A 14,689-nucleotide genomic window follows, 5' to 3' on the forward strand; every position below is an offset into this window, starting at 1 on the left:
GCGTTCAAAGCGTCGTGCGGGTTAACGTTCATCCCACTCATCGGCGGCGGCCTGGCCTTCTTCGGTATCCAACGGCGGCTCGAGCTGGAAGTCGCCTTCCTCCCATTCGTACAGGGTGTTTTCGTCTATCCACTCGGCGGTGATTTCCACCTCGTCGTAGTCACCGTCGAAGATCGCCTGCGCCGCCGCACCGCTGCGCAGCGTCAGGCATTCCACCGCCTCGCCTTCTTCTTCGAAGAACTCCGCCTGCCACATCGTGTCGCCATCCTGCATCACGTACTTTTGCAGATTGAACTGCTGCGGCACCGGCGGTTCGTCACCGCCGCCGCCTTCGGCGGTGTCGAGAAACTCTTCGCGTGCGGCCTCGATGGCTTCTTCCAGGGTTGCATACAGGCTCATGTTCGCCTCCGTTGACAATGAGAGTAAAGCGTCCGGCGTGCTGCCGGCGCGGTGGGGGAAACGTCAAAACTAATTGTTGTCTCACTGGCGCAGGATGCAAATTTTTTTGTTGTCCGCTCTGCGACGACGGTTGTCCGCAAAGCGGGAGAAGCAGGCGCGGAGGCGGCAAATAATGACGGTATCGTTCACTCAGGCATCAGGAGAAGCCCATGTTAATCGACCCTTCAAGCAAATACCGACCGTTCCCGCCGGTGACGTTACCGGATCGCCAGTGGCCTTCGCGTACCCTGCGACAGGCGCCGCGCTGGTGCTCCAGCGATCTGCGCGACGGCAACCAGGCGCTGGCGGAGCCTATGGATAACGCGCGCAAGCGCGAGTTCTATCAGCTGCTGTTGCAGTGCGGTTTCAAAGAGATTGAGGTGGCTTTCCCTTCGGCGTCGCAAACGGACTTCGACTTTGTGCGCGCCCTGATCGACGAGCGGCTGATCCCGGACGATGTCACCATTCAGGTGCTGACGCAGTCGCGCGACGATCTGATCGACCGCACCTTCGAGGCGCTGCAGGGAGCGCCGCGGGCTATCGTGCATCTGTACAACGCCACGGCGCCGATGTTTCGCGACATCGTGTTCCGCCAGGATAAGGCGGCTACCGTGGCGCTGGCGGTGAACGGCGCGCGGCGCATTCGCCGGCATTGCGAGGCGCAGCCCGATACCGTCTGGTGCTTCGAATATTCGCCGGAAACCTTCTGCTTTACCGAATTGGCGTTCGCGCTGGAGATCTGCGAAGCGGTGGCGGATGTTTGGCAACCGGGGGCACAGCGGCCGATGATCATCAACCTGCCGGCGACGGTGGAAGTGAGTACGCCCAACGTGTATGCCGATCAGATCGAATGGTTCTGTCGCCACTTCAGCCGTCGCGCTGATGTGACGATCGGCGTGCACCCGCATAACGATCGCGGCACCGGCGTCGCCTGCGCCGAGCTGGCGCTGCTGGCCGGCGCCGATCGGGTCGAAGGCTGCCTGTTCGGCAACGGCGAGCGTACCGGCAACGTCGATCTGGTCACGTTGGCGTTGAATCTCTATACCCAGGGCGTGGCGCCGGGCCTGGACTTCAGCCGCCTGAAGCAGGTGGTGGAGGTGGTGGAACAGTGCAATCAGCTGCCGGTGCATCCTCGCCATCCTTATGCCGGCGAATTGGTGTTTACCGCCTTCTCCGGATCGCATCAGGATGCGATCAAGAAAGGCTTCGCCGCGCAACGGCAGCGGCAAGATGGCTGGTGGCAGGTGCCTTACCTGCCGCTCGATCCCGCCGATGTCGGCTGCAGCTATGAGGCGGTGATCCGGGTTAACAGCCAGTCCGGCAAAAGCGGCGCCGCCTGGCTGTTGGAGCAGAACCATGGGCTGGCGCTGCCGCGCGGTTTGCAGATTGATTTCAGCCAGGTGGTCCAGCGGGCGACCGACGGCAGCGGTAAGGAAATGAGCGTCGCGCAGCTGTGGCGCTTATTCCGCGACACTTACGGGCTGGTGGAGCAGCCGCGCTTGCAGCTGTTGAGCTATCAAACGGAAAGTCACGGCGTGGAAGCGTACAGTTTCAACGCGCGAGTCGCCTGGCAGGGGGAGCCTCTGCAGCTGCAGGGGGCCGGCAACGGCCTGCTTTCCAGCGCGGTGGATGCGCTGCGCCAACGCTTCGGTTTGCCGTTGGCTATCGAAGATTACCACGAGCATACGCTGGGGCATCAGAGCGACAGCCGAGCGGTGGCTTACATTCGCTGCGTTTTGCCGCACGGCGAGGCGAGCTACGGCGTTGGCATCGACGTCGACTCCGCCAGCGCTTCGCTGCAGGCGTTGTTCAACGTCGCCGGGCGCTATCTGGCGTCAACGTCGGCGCGGCCCGGCTGAAATAGTCGCTGGGCGCTACCCCCAGCACCCGGCGAAACATGGCGCTGAACGCGCTGGGGCTGTCATAGCCGAGATCCAGCGCCACTTCCAACACCGAACGTCCGATCGCCAGCGCGTTCAGCGCCGCCAGTAAACGGGCGCGTCGCACCCAATCGCCAAAACGCAGCCCGGTTTCTCGCTGGAAGCGCCGCGACAGGGTGCGTCCGCTGACATTGAGGCGTTCGGCCGCCTGTTCCAGCGTCCAGGGCTGCGCCAGCGTGGCCTGAATATGGCGGCACAGGGCGAGCAGCGAGGCCTCGCGCGGCTCGGGCAGGTGCAGCGGCAAGCTCGGCAGTACCCGTAATTCATCCAGAATCAACTCCATGATGCGCTCGTCGCGCCCGCCGCTGGGGTAGCCGGGCGCAATCTCCATCGCGCTGATAATCAGCTCGCGCAGCAGCGGCGACACCTGCACCACCTGGCACTGAGCCGGCAGATCGGCGCGCGCCAGCGGATCGATGAACAACGTCCTGGCCGCTACCTGGCCGGTGATGCGCAGACTGTGCACCACTTTCGCCGGTACCCAGACGCCGCGGCCGGGCGGCACCACCCAACTGCCGAGTCGGGTAGTGACCTGCACCACGCCGCTCAGGCTGTGGATCAGCTGCGCGCAGTTATGGTAGTGCTCCGGCTCGCTGTCGCCATGATGATAATCCCTGGCTAACGGCCGGACAGGCTGATCGGGCGGCAGAACGTCGTGAAAAAACAGCATCGCTGGCGCCCTCCGCGCGGCAAAAGGATAAGACCAAACAGCATGCCATGCGGCGTTATTTCACGCCAGCCTGTGGCTTTGTGTGTGAATACTTTATAAAATAATATTATATAATTTCATATATTGATGGAGGGGCAATGGATATTGACGCGATGCGTAAGGCGGCGGCGCAGGCCGGCGCGATGCTGCGCACCCTGGGCAACGAAGATCGGCTGCTGCTGCTGTGCCGGCTCAGTCAGGGCGAGATGGCGGTGAGCGAGCTGGCGCAGGCGCTGGATATCCGCCAGCCGACGCTGTCCCAGCAGCTTGGCGTGCTGCGGGAGGAAGGGTTGGTGTCCACCCGGCGCGCCGGCAAGCAGATTTACTATGCGGTGACCGATGCCAAAGCGCTGGCGCTGCTCCATACCCTGTATCAGCTCTATTGCCCACAACCGGAGAACCGCGATGACCATTGACTGGCAACACTTCACGCCTTATTCCGCGCTGGCGGGCGGGGCCATTATCGGCGGCGCGGTGGCGCTGCTGCTGCTGTTCAACGGCCGGATCGCCGGCATCAGCGGCATTACCGGCGGTGTATTGAGTGCCGGTGGCCAGGAGCGGGGCTGGCGCGCCGCATTTATTGGCGGGTTGCTGCTCTCTCCCTGGCTGTATGCTGCCGCTGCGGCTTTGCCGTCCGGTGAGATCGCGGTCGGCAACGGTGGGCTGGCGGCCGCAGGGCTGTTGGTGGGATTGGGCACTCGATTGGGCAGCGGTTGCACCAGCGGGCACGGCGTGTGCGGCGTCGCACGGTTGGCGCCGCGTTCGCTGGCCGCCACGGCGGTGTTTATGCTGCTGGGCTTTATGACCGTGTGGTTGATGCGCCACCTGGCGGGAGGTTGAGAATGCTTAAAACGCTGTTGGCGCTGCTGAGCGGCGTCATTTTTGGTCTGGGGCTGATCGTCGCCGGCATGGCCAATCCGGCCAAAGTGTTGGCGTTTCTCGACGTTACCGGAGCGTGGGATCCCTCGCTGGCGTTGGTGATGGCTGGTGCGATCGCGGTGGCGGCGCCGGCCTTCCTGTGGGCGAGGCGACGAGAGCGTAGCCTGTTGGGGGAAACGCTGCAGATCCCGGCCGCCGGGCGTCTGGATCGTCGTTTGCTGGCGGGCAGCGCGCTGTTCGGCATCGGCTGGGGCATCGCGGGTATTTGCCCCGGCCCAGCCTGGGTGTTGGCCGGGGCGGAGATAAGCCGGGTATGGCCGTTCCTGCTGGCAATGCTGGCGGGCATGGCGCTGTATGACGTTATCATGAGGAGGAGGAGGACATGTCGATAGCCAAAGCGGTGTTGCGCATCGCGCGCCCGACCGATCGGTTGCAAGAGATTGCTACGCTGTATTGCCGCGGGCTGGGGTTCGAAAAGCTGGGCGAGTTTGTCGATCATCAGGGGTTCGACGGCATGATGATCGGGCATCCGCAGCATGCCTACCATCTGGAGTTCACGCAGCATCGCGGGGTACGGGTCGGGCAGGCGCCGACGCAGGATCATCTGCTGGTATTTTATCTGCCGGATGAGAACGAATGGCGGGCCGCGTGTGAGCGGATGCGGGCGGCGGGATTCTTATCGGTCGCCGCCTATAATCCCTATTGGGATCGGGCGGGGCAAACCTTTGAAGATCCTGATGGCTACCGAGTGGTATTGCAGCATCAGGCCTGGCAAGCATAAAAAAACCGGCGCATCGAGCGCCGGTTTGCGAGATAAAACGGGCTATCCGTCAGGCGTTGGTCGCCGGTTTTTGCGCGCTCTTGGACTGGGTATTTTCCAGCATGCGGCGAATCGGCACGATCAGCACGATAAGCACGGCGGCGCAGATCAGCAACGCGACTGAGCAGCGGGCGAACAGATTTGGCAGCATATCCAGTTGGTCGGCCTTGACGTGACCGCCGATCAGACCGGCTGCCAGGTTGCCCAACGCGCTGGCGCAGAACCACAGCCCCATCATCTGACCGCGCATTCTCTCCGGCGCCAGCAGCGTCATTGTGGCCAGCCCGATCGGGCTCAGGCACAGTTCACCCAGCGTCAGCATCAGGATACTGCCCACCAGCCACATCGGCGATACGCCGGCGCCGCCATTGCTCAGCACATTCTGCGCGGCCAGCATCATCAGGCCAAAACCGCCGGCGGCGCACAGGATACCGATCACGAACTTGGTGATGCTGCTCGGACGCACGTTATTGCGCGCCAGCGCAGGCCAGGCCCAGCTGAAGACCGGTGCCAGCAGGATGATGAACAGGGCGTTGATCGACTGGAACCATACCGCCGGGATCTCGAAGTCGCCGATCATGCGATTGGTGTAATCGTTGGCGAACAGGTTAAACGAGGTCGGTTTCTGTTCAAACGCTGACCAGAAGAACGCGGCGGAGATCAGCAGGATGAAGCACACCAGCAGGCGTGCGCGCTCTTTGCGGCTCAGGCCGGCAAAGGCGAACAGATAGATGAAGTACAACGTGACCGACGCGGCGATGACGTACACCAGCACGCTGGCTACCTCAACCGGGTTGATGACGATGGTGCCCTGAGCGATCAGCACGATGACCGCAGCCAGGACTACCGCCAATGCCAGCAGCCAGGCGCCGACGCCTTTTTTCTTCGCGACCGGGCTGTTCCAGGTGGAATCCAGGCCCACTTCGCGGTCATAGCGTTTCATCGCCGGTACGGCGAACACCCGGAAAATCACCAGCGCCACCAGCATCCCGATACCGCCGATGCCGAAGCCCCAGTGCCAGCCGTGTGATTTGATCAGCCAGCCGGAGATCAACGGGGCGATGAACGAACCGATGTTGATGCCCATGTAGAACAGCGAGAAACCGCCGTCGCGGCGCGCATCGCCTTTCTTGTACAGCGTGCCGACCATCACCGAGATACAGGTCTTGAACAGGCCGGAACCGAGCACGATGAACATCAGGCCGATGAAGAACAGGTTGGTGCCCATCACCGCGGACAGGGCGATCGACAGGTGGCCGAGCGCGATCAGGATAGACCCGTACCAGACGGCCTTGCGTTGGCCGAGCCAATTGTCCGCCAGCCAGCCGCCCGGCAGTGCCGCCAGGTACATGCTGCCGGCGAAAATGCCGACGATCGCCGACGCGTTCTCACGCGCCAGACCCAGGCCGCCGTCGTACACGGTGGCGGCCATAAACAGGATCAGCAGCGGACGGATGCCGTAGAACGAAAAGCGTTCCCACATTTCGGTGAAGAACAGAGAACCCAGCGGATAGGGATGGCCGAAGAAGGTCCGGCTTTCTGACTTATTGACAGAGGATTGCATAACGATTTCCCAATAAAAAGGCGCTGCATGGCTGCAGCCCGTACTGTGGTTGTATGTGTATTTAATGAAGGCGATCCGCCCAATGCGGATTACCCGACAAAACCGTGGCTGCAACGCTGATAAACCGTGGAAAGCGTGCTGACCTTTTTTCACTTGGCCGATGGTTCACATCTGGCGTGATATTATTTAACCATTTGATAACTGGTCGTTGGTTTTGTCTAGTACCTGTATCCCATTTTTTAGACGAAAAGTCGACAAGCATCTCCTTTTCTGGTTTTTCTGTTGGTTGTGGTGGGAATATGATTGACAGCGGGTTTTATGCGCTGAAAGTTAATTAATTGTTGATAAACAAGATGTTGAGGTAAGAATGTTCCGAGTGGACCGAAAATTCGCAGGCCCGAAGGAAGCATTATTAAAAGTAGGGGAAACGCGGCGTTGATCCGGCCAATGGCGGAAATTGGCGATAAATGCAGCTATTGTTCTTCCTGCAGCGTGTCTTCCCGCATGTAGCCCGGCCGCCGCCGCAGACACCACCAGGAATAACCGGCGTTGAACAGCACCACCAGCGCGGTGACGCCGAAGACCGCGCGAAAACCGTAACCGGCGGAGACAGCGGCGCCGAGCAGCGGGCCGCTGACGTTGCCGACGTCGCGGAACGACTGGTTATAGCTGAAAATACGGCCGGCCACCTGATTGGTGCAGTTATAAATCAACAGCGTCTGTACCGCCGGCAGCAACGCGCCGTCGGCCGCCCCCAGCAGAAAACGCAGCACCCCGAGTTGCCACGGCGTTTGCACGAACGCCATCGGGATCAGCAGCAGCACCGAAACGATCAGCATGAACACCAGTATGCGTTCCGGGCCGATGCGATCGCCCAGCTTGCCCAGCCGCGGGGCGCTCATCAATGCCGCGACACCGGGCACCGAGGCGATCAGCCCGCTGATAAACGCCAGATTGTGGGTGGCGCCGGCCAAATCGCGCACATACAGCGTCAGGATCGGCGCGATCGAGCCGGTGGCGATCTGGATGATCATGGTGGTGACGAACAGGCTGAGCACCAGCTTCGGGTTTTTCAGCGAAGCGAACACCTGTTTTGCGTGCAGCATGTCGCGCTTTTGCACCGGGGTGAATTGTTCTTTGACATACAGCAGCGTCAGCACGAAGCAGACGAACAGCACCGCGGCGGTGATATAAAACACCGGGCGCAGGCCGTATAAATCGGCCAGCAGCCCCCCGAGCAGCGGGCCGATCAGCGCACCGCCGACGCCGCCGGTGGACAGGGTGCCGAGCGCCCAGCCGCTGCGGTTGCGCGGCACCTGGGTGGCGATCAGCGCGTTGGCGTTGGGAATGAACCCGCCGAGCAGCCCCAGCACCGCACGCAGTGCGAGAAACTGCCAGACCGTTTGCGCCATGCCCATCAGCGCCATGACGATCGCCATACCGAGCGCCGAACGCAGCAGCATCAGTTTGCGGCCGCGTCGATCGGCCAGGGCGCCCCAGAACGGTGCGGCGATAGCGGAAAACAGGAAGGTGATGCTGAACAGCAGACCGGACCACATGTTGAGCGCCTGATGGTCGGTAACGCCCAGCGTCTCTACGTACAGCGGCAGAAACGGCATCACCAGGCTGAAGGCGGCGCCGGTGAGAAAACATCCCAGCCAGGCGACGAAAAGATTGCGTTTCCAGTTAACGGGGTCTGCTGCCGAAGCCATAAATGTCCACTGCCGAAAGGTGACGCGTTTTGCCGGTGGCGAGATGATGGGGCAAAACGTGAAAGTTAGCGTGGTAAGTATGCGCCGCAGGCGCGGCGACGGCAAACGAGGGGACGCAGATAGGGCAAAAAATGAAATAAAGTTTTAAAAATGGCGTTTAAACCTTATTCCGCGCTTGGCGCGCGGAATTTACAGCGTTTTATAGTCCGGCCAGCGCCTCGAAACCGGCGGCGGTGGTGGTGGCGCTAAAGTCGGTGACCTCGTAGTGGGCCACGGCGTTGAACGGATCTTCGGCCAGGATGGCGTCCAGCCGAGCACGCTCAATGCCTTTGGCCAGGATCACGCCGCCGGTGCGGGGATTCTTGCGGCCGGAGGCGACGAAGGTGCCGTCCTGAAAATATTTCTTAAGCCAGGCGATGTGCCCGTCAAGGTGGCTGTCGACGTCGGCGATCGGGCGATGGTAGGTCAGGCTGACAATGTACATGGCGGCTCCAAGGGTGGCGGCAAAAGCATTACCATCCCACCCTCGCCGGCGATTCTCAAGGGGCGCGCAATAAAAAACCCGCCGGCGGCGGGTTTGCGTGATCAGTACAGCGAAGGCTCGCCTTCCGGGCGGGTCTTGAAGCGGCGGTGTAGCCACATGTATTGGTCCGGCGCCATCAGGATCTCTTTTTCCACCACTTTATTCATAAAGGCGGCGGCGTCGAGTTCGTTGTCCAGCGGGAAGTTTTCCACCGCCGGCTGCATGATCAGCTCATAGCCTTTGCCGTCCGGCAGGCGACGCGGGGTGAAGGGAATGATCGCCGGTTTGCCCATCCGCACCAGCACGTAGCTGCCGGTGGTGGTGGCGGCTTTATCCACCGCGAACAGCGGCACGAAAACGCTGCTGCGCGGGCCGTAGTCGTGATCCGGCGCATACCAGATGATATCGCCCTGTTTCAGGGCGCGGATCATGCCTTTGACGTCTTTACGATCCAGCATCGATTTGTTGGAACGCATCCGGCCCCAGGTTTGCAGCCAGTCCATCAGCTTGTTGTCGTGCGGGCGGTAAACGCCGATGCCCGGGTTGTGAATGCCAAAAATGCGTGCGCCCAGCTCCAGCGTCAAAAAGTGCAGGCCAATCAGCAACACGCCCTGATGGTTGTCGCGCGCTTTTTGAATGTGCTCCAGGCCGCTGACCTTGAACCAGCGCTCGATGCGCCAGTTCGGCCAGAACCACGCCATGCCGGTTTCAAACAACCCCATGCCGACCGATTCGAAATTCTTTACCACCAGCGCATCGCGTTCAGCCTGCGGCATGTCGGGAAAACAGAGTTCGAGGTTACGTTGGGCGATAACGACGCGCCGCTTGAGAAAGCGCATGGAAAATCGCCCGATCGAGGTGCCGAGCCAGTAGATGACGGGATAAGGCAGCAACACCAGCAGATACAGCAAGCCGATGCCTACCCAGGTCAGCCAGTAGCGCGGGTGCAGTAAGGAGCGATTGAAAGTAGGAACTTGAGTCATGGGTTCTCTGTTTTAATACGGTTGTTTAAGTGTAATGACAGAGTCATAGCATGGTCTGACGGCCGGGTGGGCTCGGTCGCTAGGTTCGTTTCTGCCGATTGTTTGCGACTATTGTGGCATTTTTCTGACGATCCGGGAAAACACAACGCATTAAAATCCCTTTTTGGGCGTTAAATATGCATCGAATGCCGAATTTTTCCACAATGTTTCCTGCCAAAAGCCCATGGCGATATCATTATCAGGAAGGTCAATACGGTGGCATCCGGGATGAGTGCGCGATGCAGGTATGCGTACGCGAGCGCCAGGGCTGCGCGGCGGCGGTTTTTCGGGTATGATGTGCGCCGCGCGCGGGCCGGCTGGCTGCGCGCGGTAATCAGTCACCTCTCGAAAGACAGGAAAGTACACCATGCCAGTGTTACATAACCGAATTTCTAATGAGGAACTGAAGGCGCGCATGCTGGCGGAAACCGAGCCGCGCACCACAGTTTCTTTTTACAAATACTTCTCCATCGACGATCCCAAGGCGTTTCGCGACAGCCTGTACGTTCAGTTCGAAAAACTGAAGGTGTTCGGCCGCATCTACGTGGCGAAAGAGGGCATCAACGCGCAGATCAGCGTGCCGCAGCATAACTTCGACGCGTTTAAAGCCGCGCTGTTCGCCTCGCACCCGGCGTTGGATCAGGTCCGCCTGAATATCGCGCTGGAAGACGACGGCAAGTCCTTCTGGGTGCTGCGCCTCAAGGTGCGCGAGCGTATCGTGGCTGACGGCATCGATGACGAGAGCTTCGATCCGAGCAACGTCGGTGAGTATCTGCAGGCCGATCGCGTCAATCAGATGATCGACGATCCGAATACGGTATTCGTCGATATGCGCAATCACTATGAGTACGAAGTCGGCCATTTCGAAAACGCCATCGAGGTGCCGTCGGATACCTTCCGCGATCAGCTGCCGATGGCGGTGGAGATGTTGCAGGACAGCAAAGACAAGAATATCGTCATGTACTGCACCGGCGGCATTCGCTGTGAAAAAGCCAGCGCCTATATGCTGCACAACGGCTTTAAAAACATCTACCACGTGGAAGGCGGGATTATCGAGTACACCCGCAAAGCGAAAGAACAGGGGTTGCCGCTGAAGTTTATCGGCAAAAACTTCGTGTTCGATGAGCGTATGGGTGAGCGCATCTCCGACGATGTGATCGCCAACTGCCACCAGTGCGGCGCGCCGTGCGATACCCATACCAACTGCAAGAACGACGGCTGCCATCTGCTGTTCATTCAGTGCCCGAGCTGCGCCGCCAAGTTTGAAGGATGCTGCAGCGAGATTTGCCGCGAAGAGCTGAAGCTGCCGCGCGAAGAGCAGCGCGCGCGCCGTGCCGGCCGCGAAAATGGCGTCAAGATTTTCAATAAATCGAAAGGACTATTGCAGACTACGATGCACATTCCGGCACCGGAAGAAGAAGGCCCAGCCCGCTGAGCCTGAGGAACCGACAAGCCCGGCCGCCAAGCCGGGCTTTTTTTTATTTCTCGCGCACGCCTTCTACGGAGATGATCAGCTCAACGTCTTGCGACGCCGGGCCCAGATCGGTGGTGATGCCAAAATCTTTCAGCTTGATCTTGCCGTTGGCTTCAAAGCCGGCGCGGTAGCCGCCCCACGGATCGTTGCCCTGGCCAATCAGTTTGGCATCGAGCGTAACCGGTTTGGTGACGCCGTTCAGCGTCAGGTTGCCGACCACCGCGTAACCGTCGCCGCTTTTCTTCACTTCGGTGGATTCAAACTTGGCTTGCTTGTTCTTCTCCACGTTGAGGAACTCGGCGCTGCGCAGGTGCTTGTCGCGCTCGGCGTGGTTGGTGTCGACGCTGGCGGTATTGATGGTCACGTTGACCTTGTCCTTGGACGGATCTTTCTCGTCGAAGGTGAAGCCGCCGTCGAAGTCTTTAAAGCTGCCGTACAGCCAGCTGTAGCCCAGGTGCTGGATGCGGAATTCGATAAAGGCGTGTTGGCCTTGTTTATCGATCTTGTAGTCTGCCGCCAGTGCGGAACCGGCGCTCAGCAGCAGGGCGCCTGCGGTCAGGCCCAATACGGTCTTTTTCAACATAGCAATCTCCATAAATCCAAAGGTTAATCGGCGCTGCTACCCAGCATCCGTTTCAAAGTGACATCACGATCGATAAAGTGATGTTTAAGCGCGGCCAGCCCGTGCAGTACCGAGAGCACTACCACGGCCCAGGCCAGGTAAAGGTGTATGGCGCCGGCGGTGTCGGCCTGTTCCGCCATGCCGGTCACGGTGGCGGGCACGTTGAACCAGCCGAACACGCTGATCGGTTGGCCGTCTGCGGTGGAGATCAGATAGCCGCTGATCAGAATGCCGAACAACACGGCGTACAGCGCCAGATGCGCGAGAATGGCGCTGACGCGAGTGAGGCGGCCATAGCTGGCCAGCGGTTTGGGCGGCGGTGAGACAAAGCGCCAGACCACGCGGATCACCATCACGATGAACAGCAGCGTGCCGATGCTTTTGTGGATCTCCGGCGCCTGATGGTACCAGACGTCGTAATAGCCCAGCGTGACCATCCATAGGCCGAGTGCGAACATGCCGTACACCGTCAGCGCCACCAGCCAGTGGATCAACACTGACACATGGCCGAAACGATCGGCGGTATTTTTCCAGAGCATCCTGTTTCCTTCGATTACCGATTGGCTGGCTGCAATAATTAAACTTTAGGAAACATAAAATCAATAATAAATTTAACTATGTTACTACTTTGAAATATTAGTCAGTGAATTTGTTCGAGATGTTCGGAGTTAATCAGATAAATCGTTGGAGATAATATTATTTCGCTCACGAGAGGTTCATGCTAGTCATTGAAAAATGGGGCTATTATCTATTAATGTCAGCTTTTGTCATTTTACGTAAACCCCTCGTGAGTTGCCCGGCGAGATTATTTGTTGGCAAAGATTATGCCTATTTATTGCGGCGCAGGGCAGGGCGGAAAGATTAACTTTGTCGAACGGTTGCGCTAAATCCCCTGCGGTGCAGCGGCGGATTTTGCTACCATTAGCGCCAAGAGCCGGCGCCCTGGCGCCGGTTAACCCAGTGAAATAACAAGGAAACGTCATGGGCCGAACCCGTGTGACCGACAGCAGCCTGCGTCTGGCCGTCCTGCTGGCGATGTTGGTGATCATTTTGGCCGGGGTGAAAGCCGCCGCCGACATTGTGGTGCCGTTTTTGCTGGCGGTATTTCTCGCTATGGTGCTGAATCCGCTGGTGGCGATGCTGGAGCGTAAACGGGTGCCGCGTATCGTCGGGGTGACGCTGCTGGTGACGGCGGTGATCGTGGTCGTGATGCTGTTTATCGGCATGCTGGGGGCTTCGCTGAACGAGTTCGCCCGTTCGCTGCCGCAGTACCGCGGCATGATGATCGAGAAGCTGCGCGAGCTGCAGCATTACGCCGACCGTTTCAATATCAGCCTTTCCAGCGAAGCGATGCTGCAGTATGTCGATCCCAGCGCGGCGATGAATCTGGTCACCCGCATGCTGGGGCACCTGTCTGGCGCGATGACCAACGTCTTCCTGCTCCTGATGACCGTGGTGTTTATGCTGTTCGAAGTGCAGTTGCTGCCTTACAAGCTGCAGCAGGCGCTGGATAAACCGAACGAGGGGCTTGCCGCGATGCGGCGGGCGTTGGATGGCGTGACGCGCTATCTGGTGATTAAAACCATCATCAGCCTGGCCACCGGGGTAATCGTCTGGATCTTCCTGGCGGCGGTCGGCGTGCGTTTTGCCTTTATCTGGGGGCTGCTGGCATTTCTGCTTAACTACATTCCCAACATTGGCTCGGTATTGGCCGCCATTCCGCCGCTGATTCAGGCGCTGTTGTTCAACGGATTGGGTGATGCGCTGGTGGTGGCGGGTGGCTTTATCGCTGTCAACATGGTGATCGGCAATATCCTCGAACCGCGCGTGATGGGGCGCGGGCTGGGGCTGTCGACGCTGGTGGTGTTCCTGTCGCTGATCTTTTGGGGCTGGCTGCTCGGCCCGGTGGGCATGTTGCTGTCGGTGCCGCTGACGATCGTGGCGCGCATCGCGCTGGAGACTACCGAGGGCGGCTATCGGCTGGCGGTTATCCTGGGGGACGGCCGCCCGCCGCGCCAGCCTCCGGAGTGAGGAAGATTTTGCCATTCACGCCGGGCTGGGCGGCGTGATGCAGCGCCGCTGCGTACTGACGCAAAGGATAAATCGCGGCGGGTGGGCGCAGCGCCAGCTGGCCGCGTCGCAGCAGCAGGAATAACTGATAAAACGCCGTCTGCCATTGCGCCGACGCTGCCTGTGCGTTCCATTTGCGCAAGTGGAACAGCGAAGCGCGCAGCTTTAACTCGTCCACCACGCGCCGCCAGTCTACCTGGCGGCCGCTCAGCAGGCCCAGCGCCACAAAATCGCCGCCGGTGCGAACCGCCCGCGCCAACTGCAATCCGTCTTCTCCGCCAATGCAGTCGATGGCCGCACGGGCGCCAAAATTCGTCATTTCCGCCAGCTGCGGCGCTTCGATAACGCGCCAGGCGCCGGCGGCCAGCAACGCCTGGCGATGAGCGGCATTGCGCACCACGACCGCCAGACGAATGCCGCGCAGCGCCGTCAGCTGCGCCAGCAGCAGGCTGACAGCGGAGCCGCCGCCGTTGAGCAGCAGTACGTCGCCGGCGCTGAGCGGCAGCCATTGGGTCAACAGCACCCAGCAGGTGAGCGGGTTGATATAGATTTGCGCTGCGCAGGCGTCGTCGATGTCGTCCGGCACCCAGACCACCCGATCTTCAGGCAGCGTGACGAACGTTTGCCAACTGCCGTTACCCGCTACCGCCAGCGCGCGTCGGCCCGTTGAATGCCCATTCTGCGGATTGACGACGACGCCCACGCCTTCATATCCCGGCACCTGAGGAAGGGCGATGCGGTGCGCGTATTGGCCGTGGATCGGGATCAGATCGGAAGGGTTGATCGGGGCATAGCGCATCTGCAATAACCGCTGTCCGGGGCGCAGCATCGGTCTGCTCATCTGCTGCAATTCCAGCACCTGGGCGGGATCGCCGAAGCGGCTGAAGCTCAATCGGGGAAATAACGGCGGCATGGC

Annotated in this window: 16 protein-coding genes; 7 read left to right on the forward strand and 9 right to left on the reverse strand. The window is 60.2% G+C overall.

The genetic code is table 11. The features are described 5' to 3' along the window. Positions 1–21 precede the first annotated feature (21 nt). Positions 22–399 carry a MysB family protein gene (locus ACP3TA_RS14910; protein ID WP_015377419.1) on the reverse strand — a complete coding sequence of 126 codons (378 nt, stop codon included), beginning with the start codon at positions 397–399 and terminating at the stop codon, positions 22–24. Positions 400–608: 209 nt separating this feature from the next. Between ACP3TA_RS14910 and leuA the strand changes: the two genes are divergently transcribed. After that, positions 609–2,297, forward strand: coding sequence for a 2-isopropylmalate synthase (leuA, locus tag ACP3TA_RS14915; protein WP_046686841.1), 1,689 nt, complete (start codon positions 609–611; stop codon positions 2,295–2,297). Here the strand turns inward: leuA and ACP3TA_RS14920 are convergent. Beyond that, a complete protein-coding gene (locus ACP3TA_RS14920; protein ID WP_033642662.1) occupies positions 2,248–3,048 on the reverse strand; it encodes an AraC family transcriptional regulator in 801 nt (266 codons plus the stop codon). The genes leuA and ACP3TA_RS14920 overlap by 50 nt on opposite strands. A 137-nt stretch (positions 3,049–3,185) precedes the next feature. Between ACP3TA_RS14920 and ACP3TA_RS14925 the strand changes: the two genes are divergently transcribed. The 4 genes from ACP3TA_RS14925 to ACP3TA_RS14940 are packed head-to-tail and all read left to right on the forward strand — an operon-like array spanning position 3,186 to position 4,747. Beyond that, positions 3,186–3,503, forward strand: a complete 318-nt coding sequence (locus ACP3TA_RS14925; protein WP_426784337.1) for an ArsR/SmtB family transcription factor — start codon at positions 3,186–3,188, stop codon at positions 3,501–3,503. Beyond that, complete coding sequence (locus ACP3TA_RS14930; RefSeq protein WP_033642664.1) at positions 3,493–3,927, forward strand: YeeE/YedE family protein; 435 nt, start codon at positions 3,493–3,495, stop codon at positions 3,925–3,927. The genes ACP3TA_RS14925 and ACP3TA_RS14930 overlap by 11 nt, the downstream gene beginning before the upstream one ends. A 2-nt stretch (positions 3,928–3,929) precedes the next feature. Then, positions 3,930–4,358 (forward strand): YeeE/YedE family protein, encoded by a 429-nt coding sequence (locus ACP3TA_RS14935; protein ID WP_033650730.1) that lies wholly within the window; start codon positions 3,930–3,932, stop codon positions 4,356–4,358. Next, positions 4,349–4,747 carry a VOC family protein gene (locus tag ACP3TA_RS14940; protein ID WP_033642666.1) on the forward strand — a complete coding sequence of 133 codons (399 nt, stop codon included), beginning with the start codon at positions 4,349–4,351 and terminating at the stop codon, positions 4,745–4,747. Before ACP3TA_RS14935 ends, ACP3TA_RS14940 begins: the two co-directional genes overlap by 10 nt. A gap of 49 nt (positions 4,748–4,796) precedes the next feature. On the opposite strand, the gene ACP3TA_RS14945 is transcribed toward ACP3TA_RS14940, so the two are convergent. The 4 genes from ACP3TA_RS14945 to ACP3TA_RS14960 form a co-directional block, all read right to left on the reverse strand. Continuing rightward, positions 4,797–6,350 (reverse strand): peptide MFS transporter, encoded by a 1,554-nt coding sequence (locus tag ACP3TA_RS14945; protein ID WP_285141531.1) that lies wholly within the window; start codon positions 6,348–6,350, stop codon positions 4,797–4,799. A gap of 473 nt (positions 6,351–6,823) precedes the next feature. Beyond that, positions 6,824–8,062 carry a multidrug efflux MFS transporter MdtG gene (gene mdtG / locus ACP3TA_RS14950; RefSeq protein ID WP_116286467.1) on the reverse strand — a complete coding sequence of 413 codons (1,239 nt, stop codon included), beginning with the start codon at positions 8,060–8,062 and terminating at the stop codon, positions 6,824–6,826. A gap of 199 nt (positions 8,063–8,261) precedes the next feature. Then, entirely contained in the window at positions 8,262–8,546 is a 285-nt protein-coding gene (locus ACP3TA_RS14955; protein WP_033642669.1) for a YciI family protein, read from the reverse strand. A 101-nt stretch (positions 8,547–8,647) separates the two neighbouring features. Further along, on the reverse strand, positions 8,648–9,568 hold the full coding sequence (locus ACP3TA_RS14960) for a Kdo(2)-lipid IV(A) acyltransferase (protein ID WP_025159951.1): 921 nt from the start codon (positions 9,566–9,568) through the stop codon (positions 8,648–8,650). 406 nt (positions 9,569–9,974) lie between these two features. Between ACP3TA_RS14960 and ACP3TA_RS14965 the strand changes: the two genes are divergently transcribed. Further along, positions 9,975–11,042, forward strand: coding sequence for a rhodanese-related sulfurtransferase (locus ACP3TA_RS14965; protein WP_033638032.1), 1,068 nt, complete (start codon positions 9,975–9,977; stop codon positions 11,040–11,042). Positions 11,043–11,085: 43 nt separating this feature from the next. Here the strand turns inward: ACP3TA_RS14965 and ACP3TA_RS14970 are convergent, their stop codons facing one another. Continuing rightward, positions 11,086–11,664, reverse strand: a complete 579-nt coding sequence (locus tag ACP3TA_RS14970; protein WP_016928208.1) for a YceI family protein — start codon at positions 11,662–11,664, stop codon at positions 11,086–11,088. Positions 11,665–11,687: 23 nt separating this feature from the next. Beyond that, the gene (locus ACP3TA_RS14975) at positions 11,688–12,242 is read right to left on the reverse strand and encodes a cytochrome b (RefSeq protein WP_033642671.1); all 555 of its coding nucleotides are present in this window, start codon (positions 12,240–12,242) and stop codon (positions 11,688–11,690) included. A gap of 442 nt (positions 12,243–12,684) precedes the next feature. Between ACP3TA_RS14975 and ACP3TA_RS14980 the strand changes: the two genes are divergently transcribed. After that, on the forward strand, positions 12,685–13,734 hold the full coding sequence (locus ACP3TA_RS14980) for an AI-2E family transporter (RefSeq protein WP_033650735.1): 1,050 nt from the start codon (positions 12,685–12,687) through the stop codon (positions 13,732–13,734). On the opposite strand, the gene ACP3TA_RS14985 is transcribed toward ACP3TA_RS14980, so the two are convergent. Beyond that, positions 13,691–14,686, reverse strand: coding sequence for a zinc-dependent alcohol dehydrogenase family protein (locus ACP3TA_RS14985; RefSeq protein WP_101453140.1), 996 nt, complete (start codon positions 14,684–14,686; stop codon positions 13,691–13,693). The genes ACP3TA_RS14980 and ACP3TA_RS14985 overlap by 44 nt on opposite strands. Positions 14,687–14,689 lie beyond the last annotated feature (3 nt).

Origin of the sequence: Serratia sp. 2C06 (genome assembly GCF_050037615.1) — a bacterium.
In the GTDB taxonomy this organism is placed as follows: Bacteria; Pseudomonadota; Gammaproteobacteria; order Enterobacterales; family Enterobacteriaceae; genus Serratia; species Serratia ureilytica.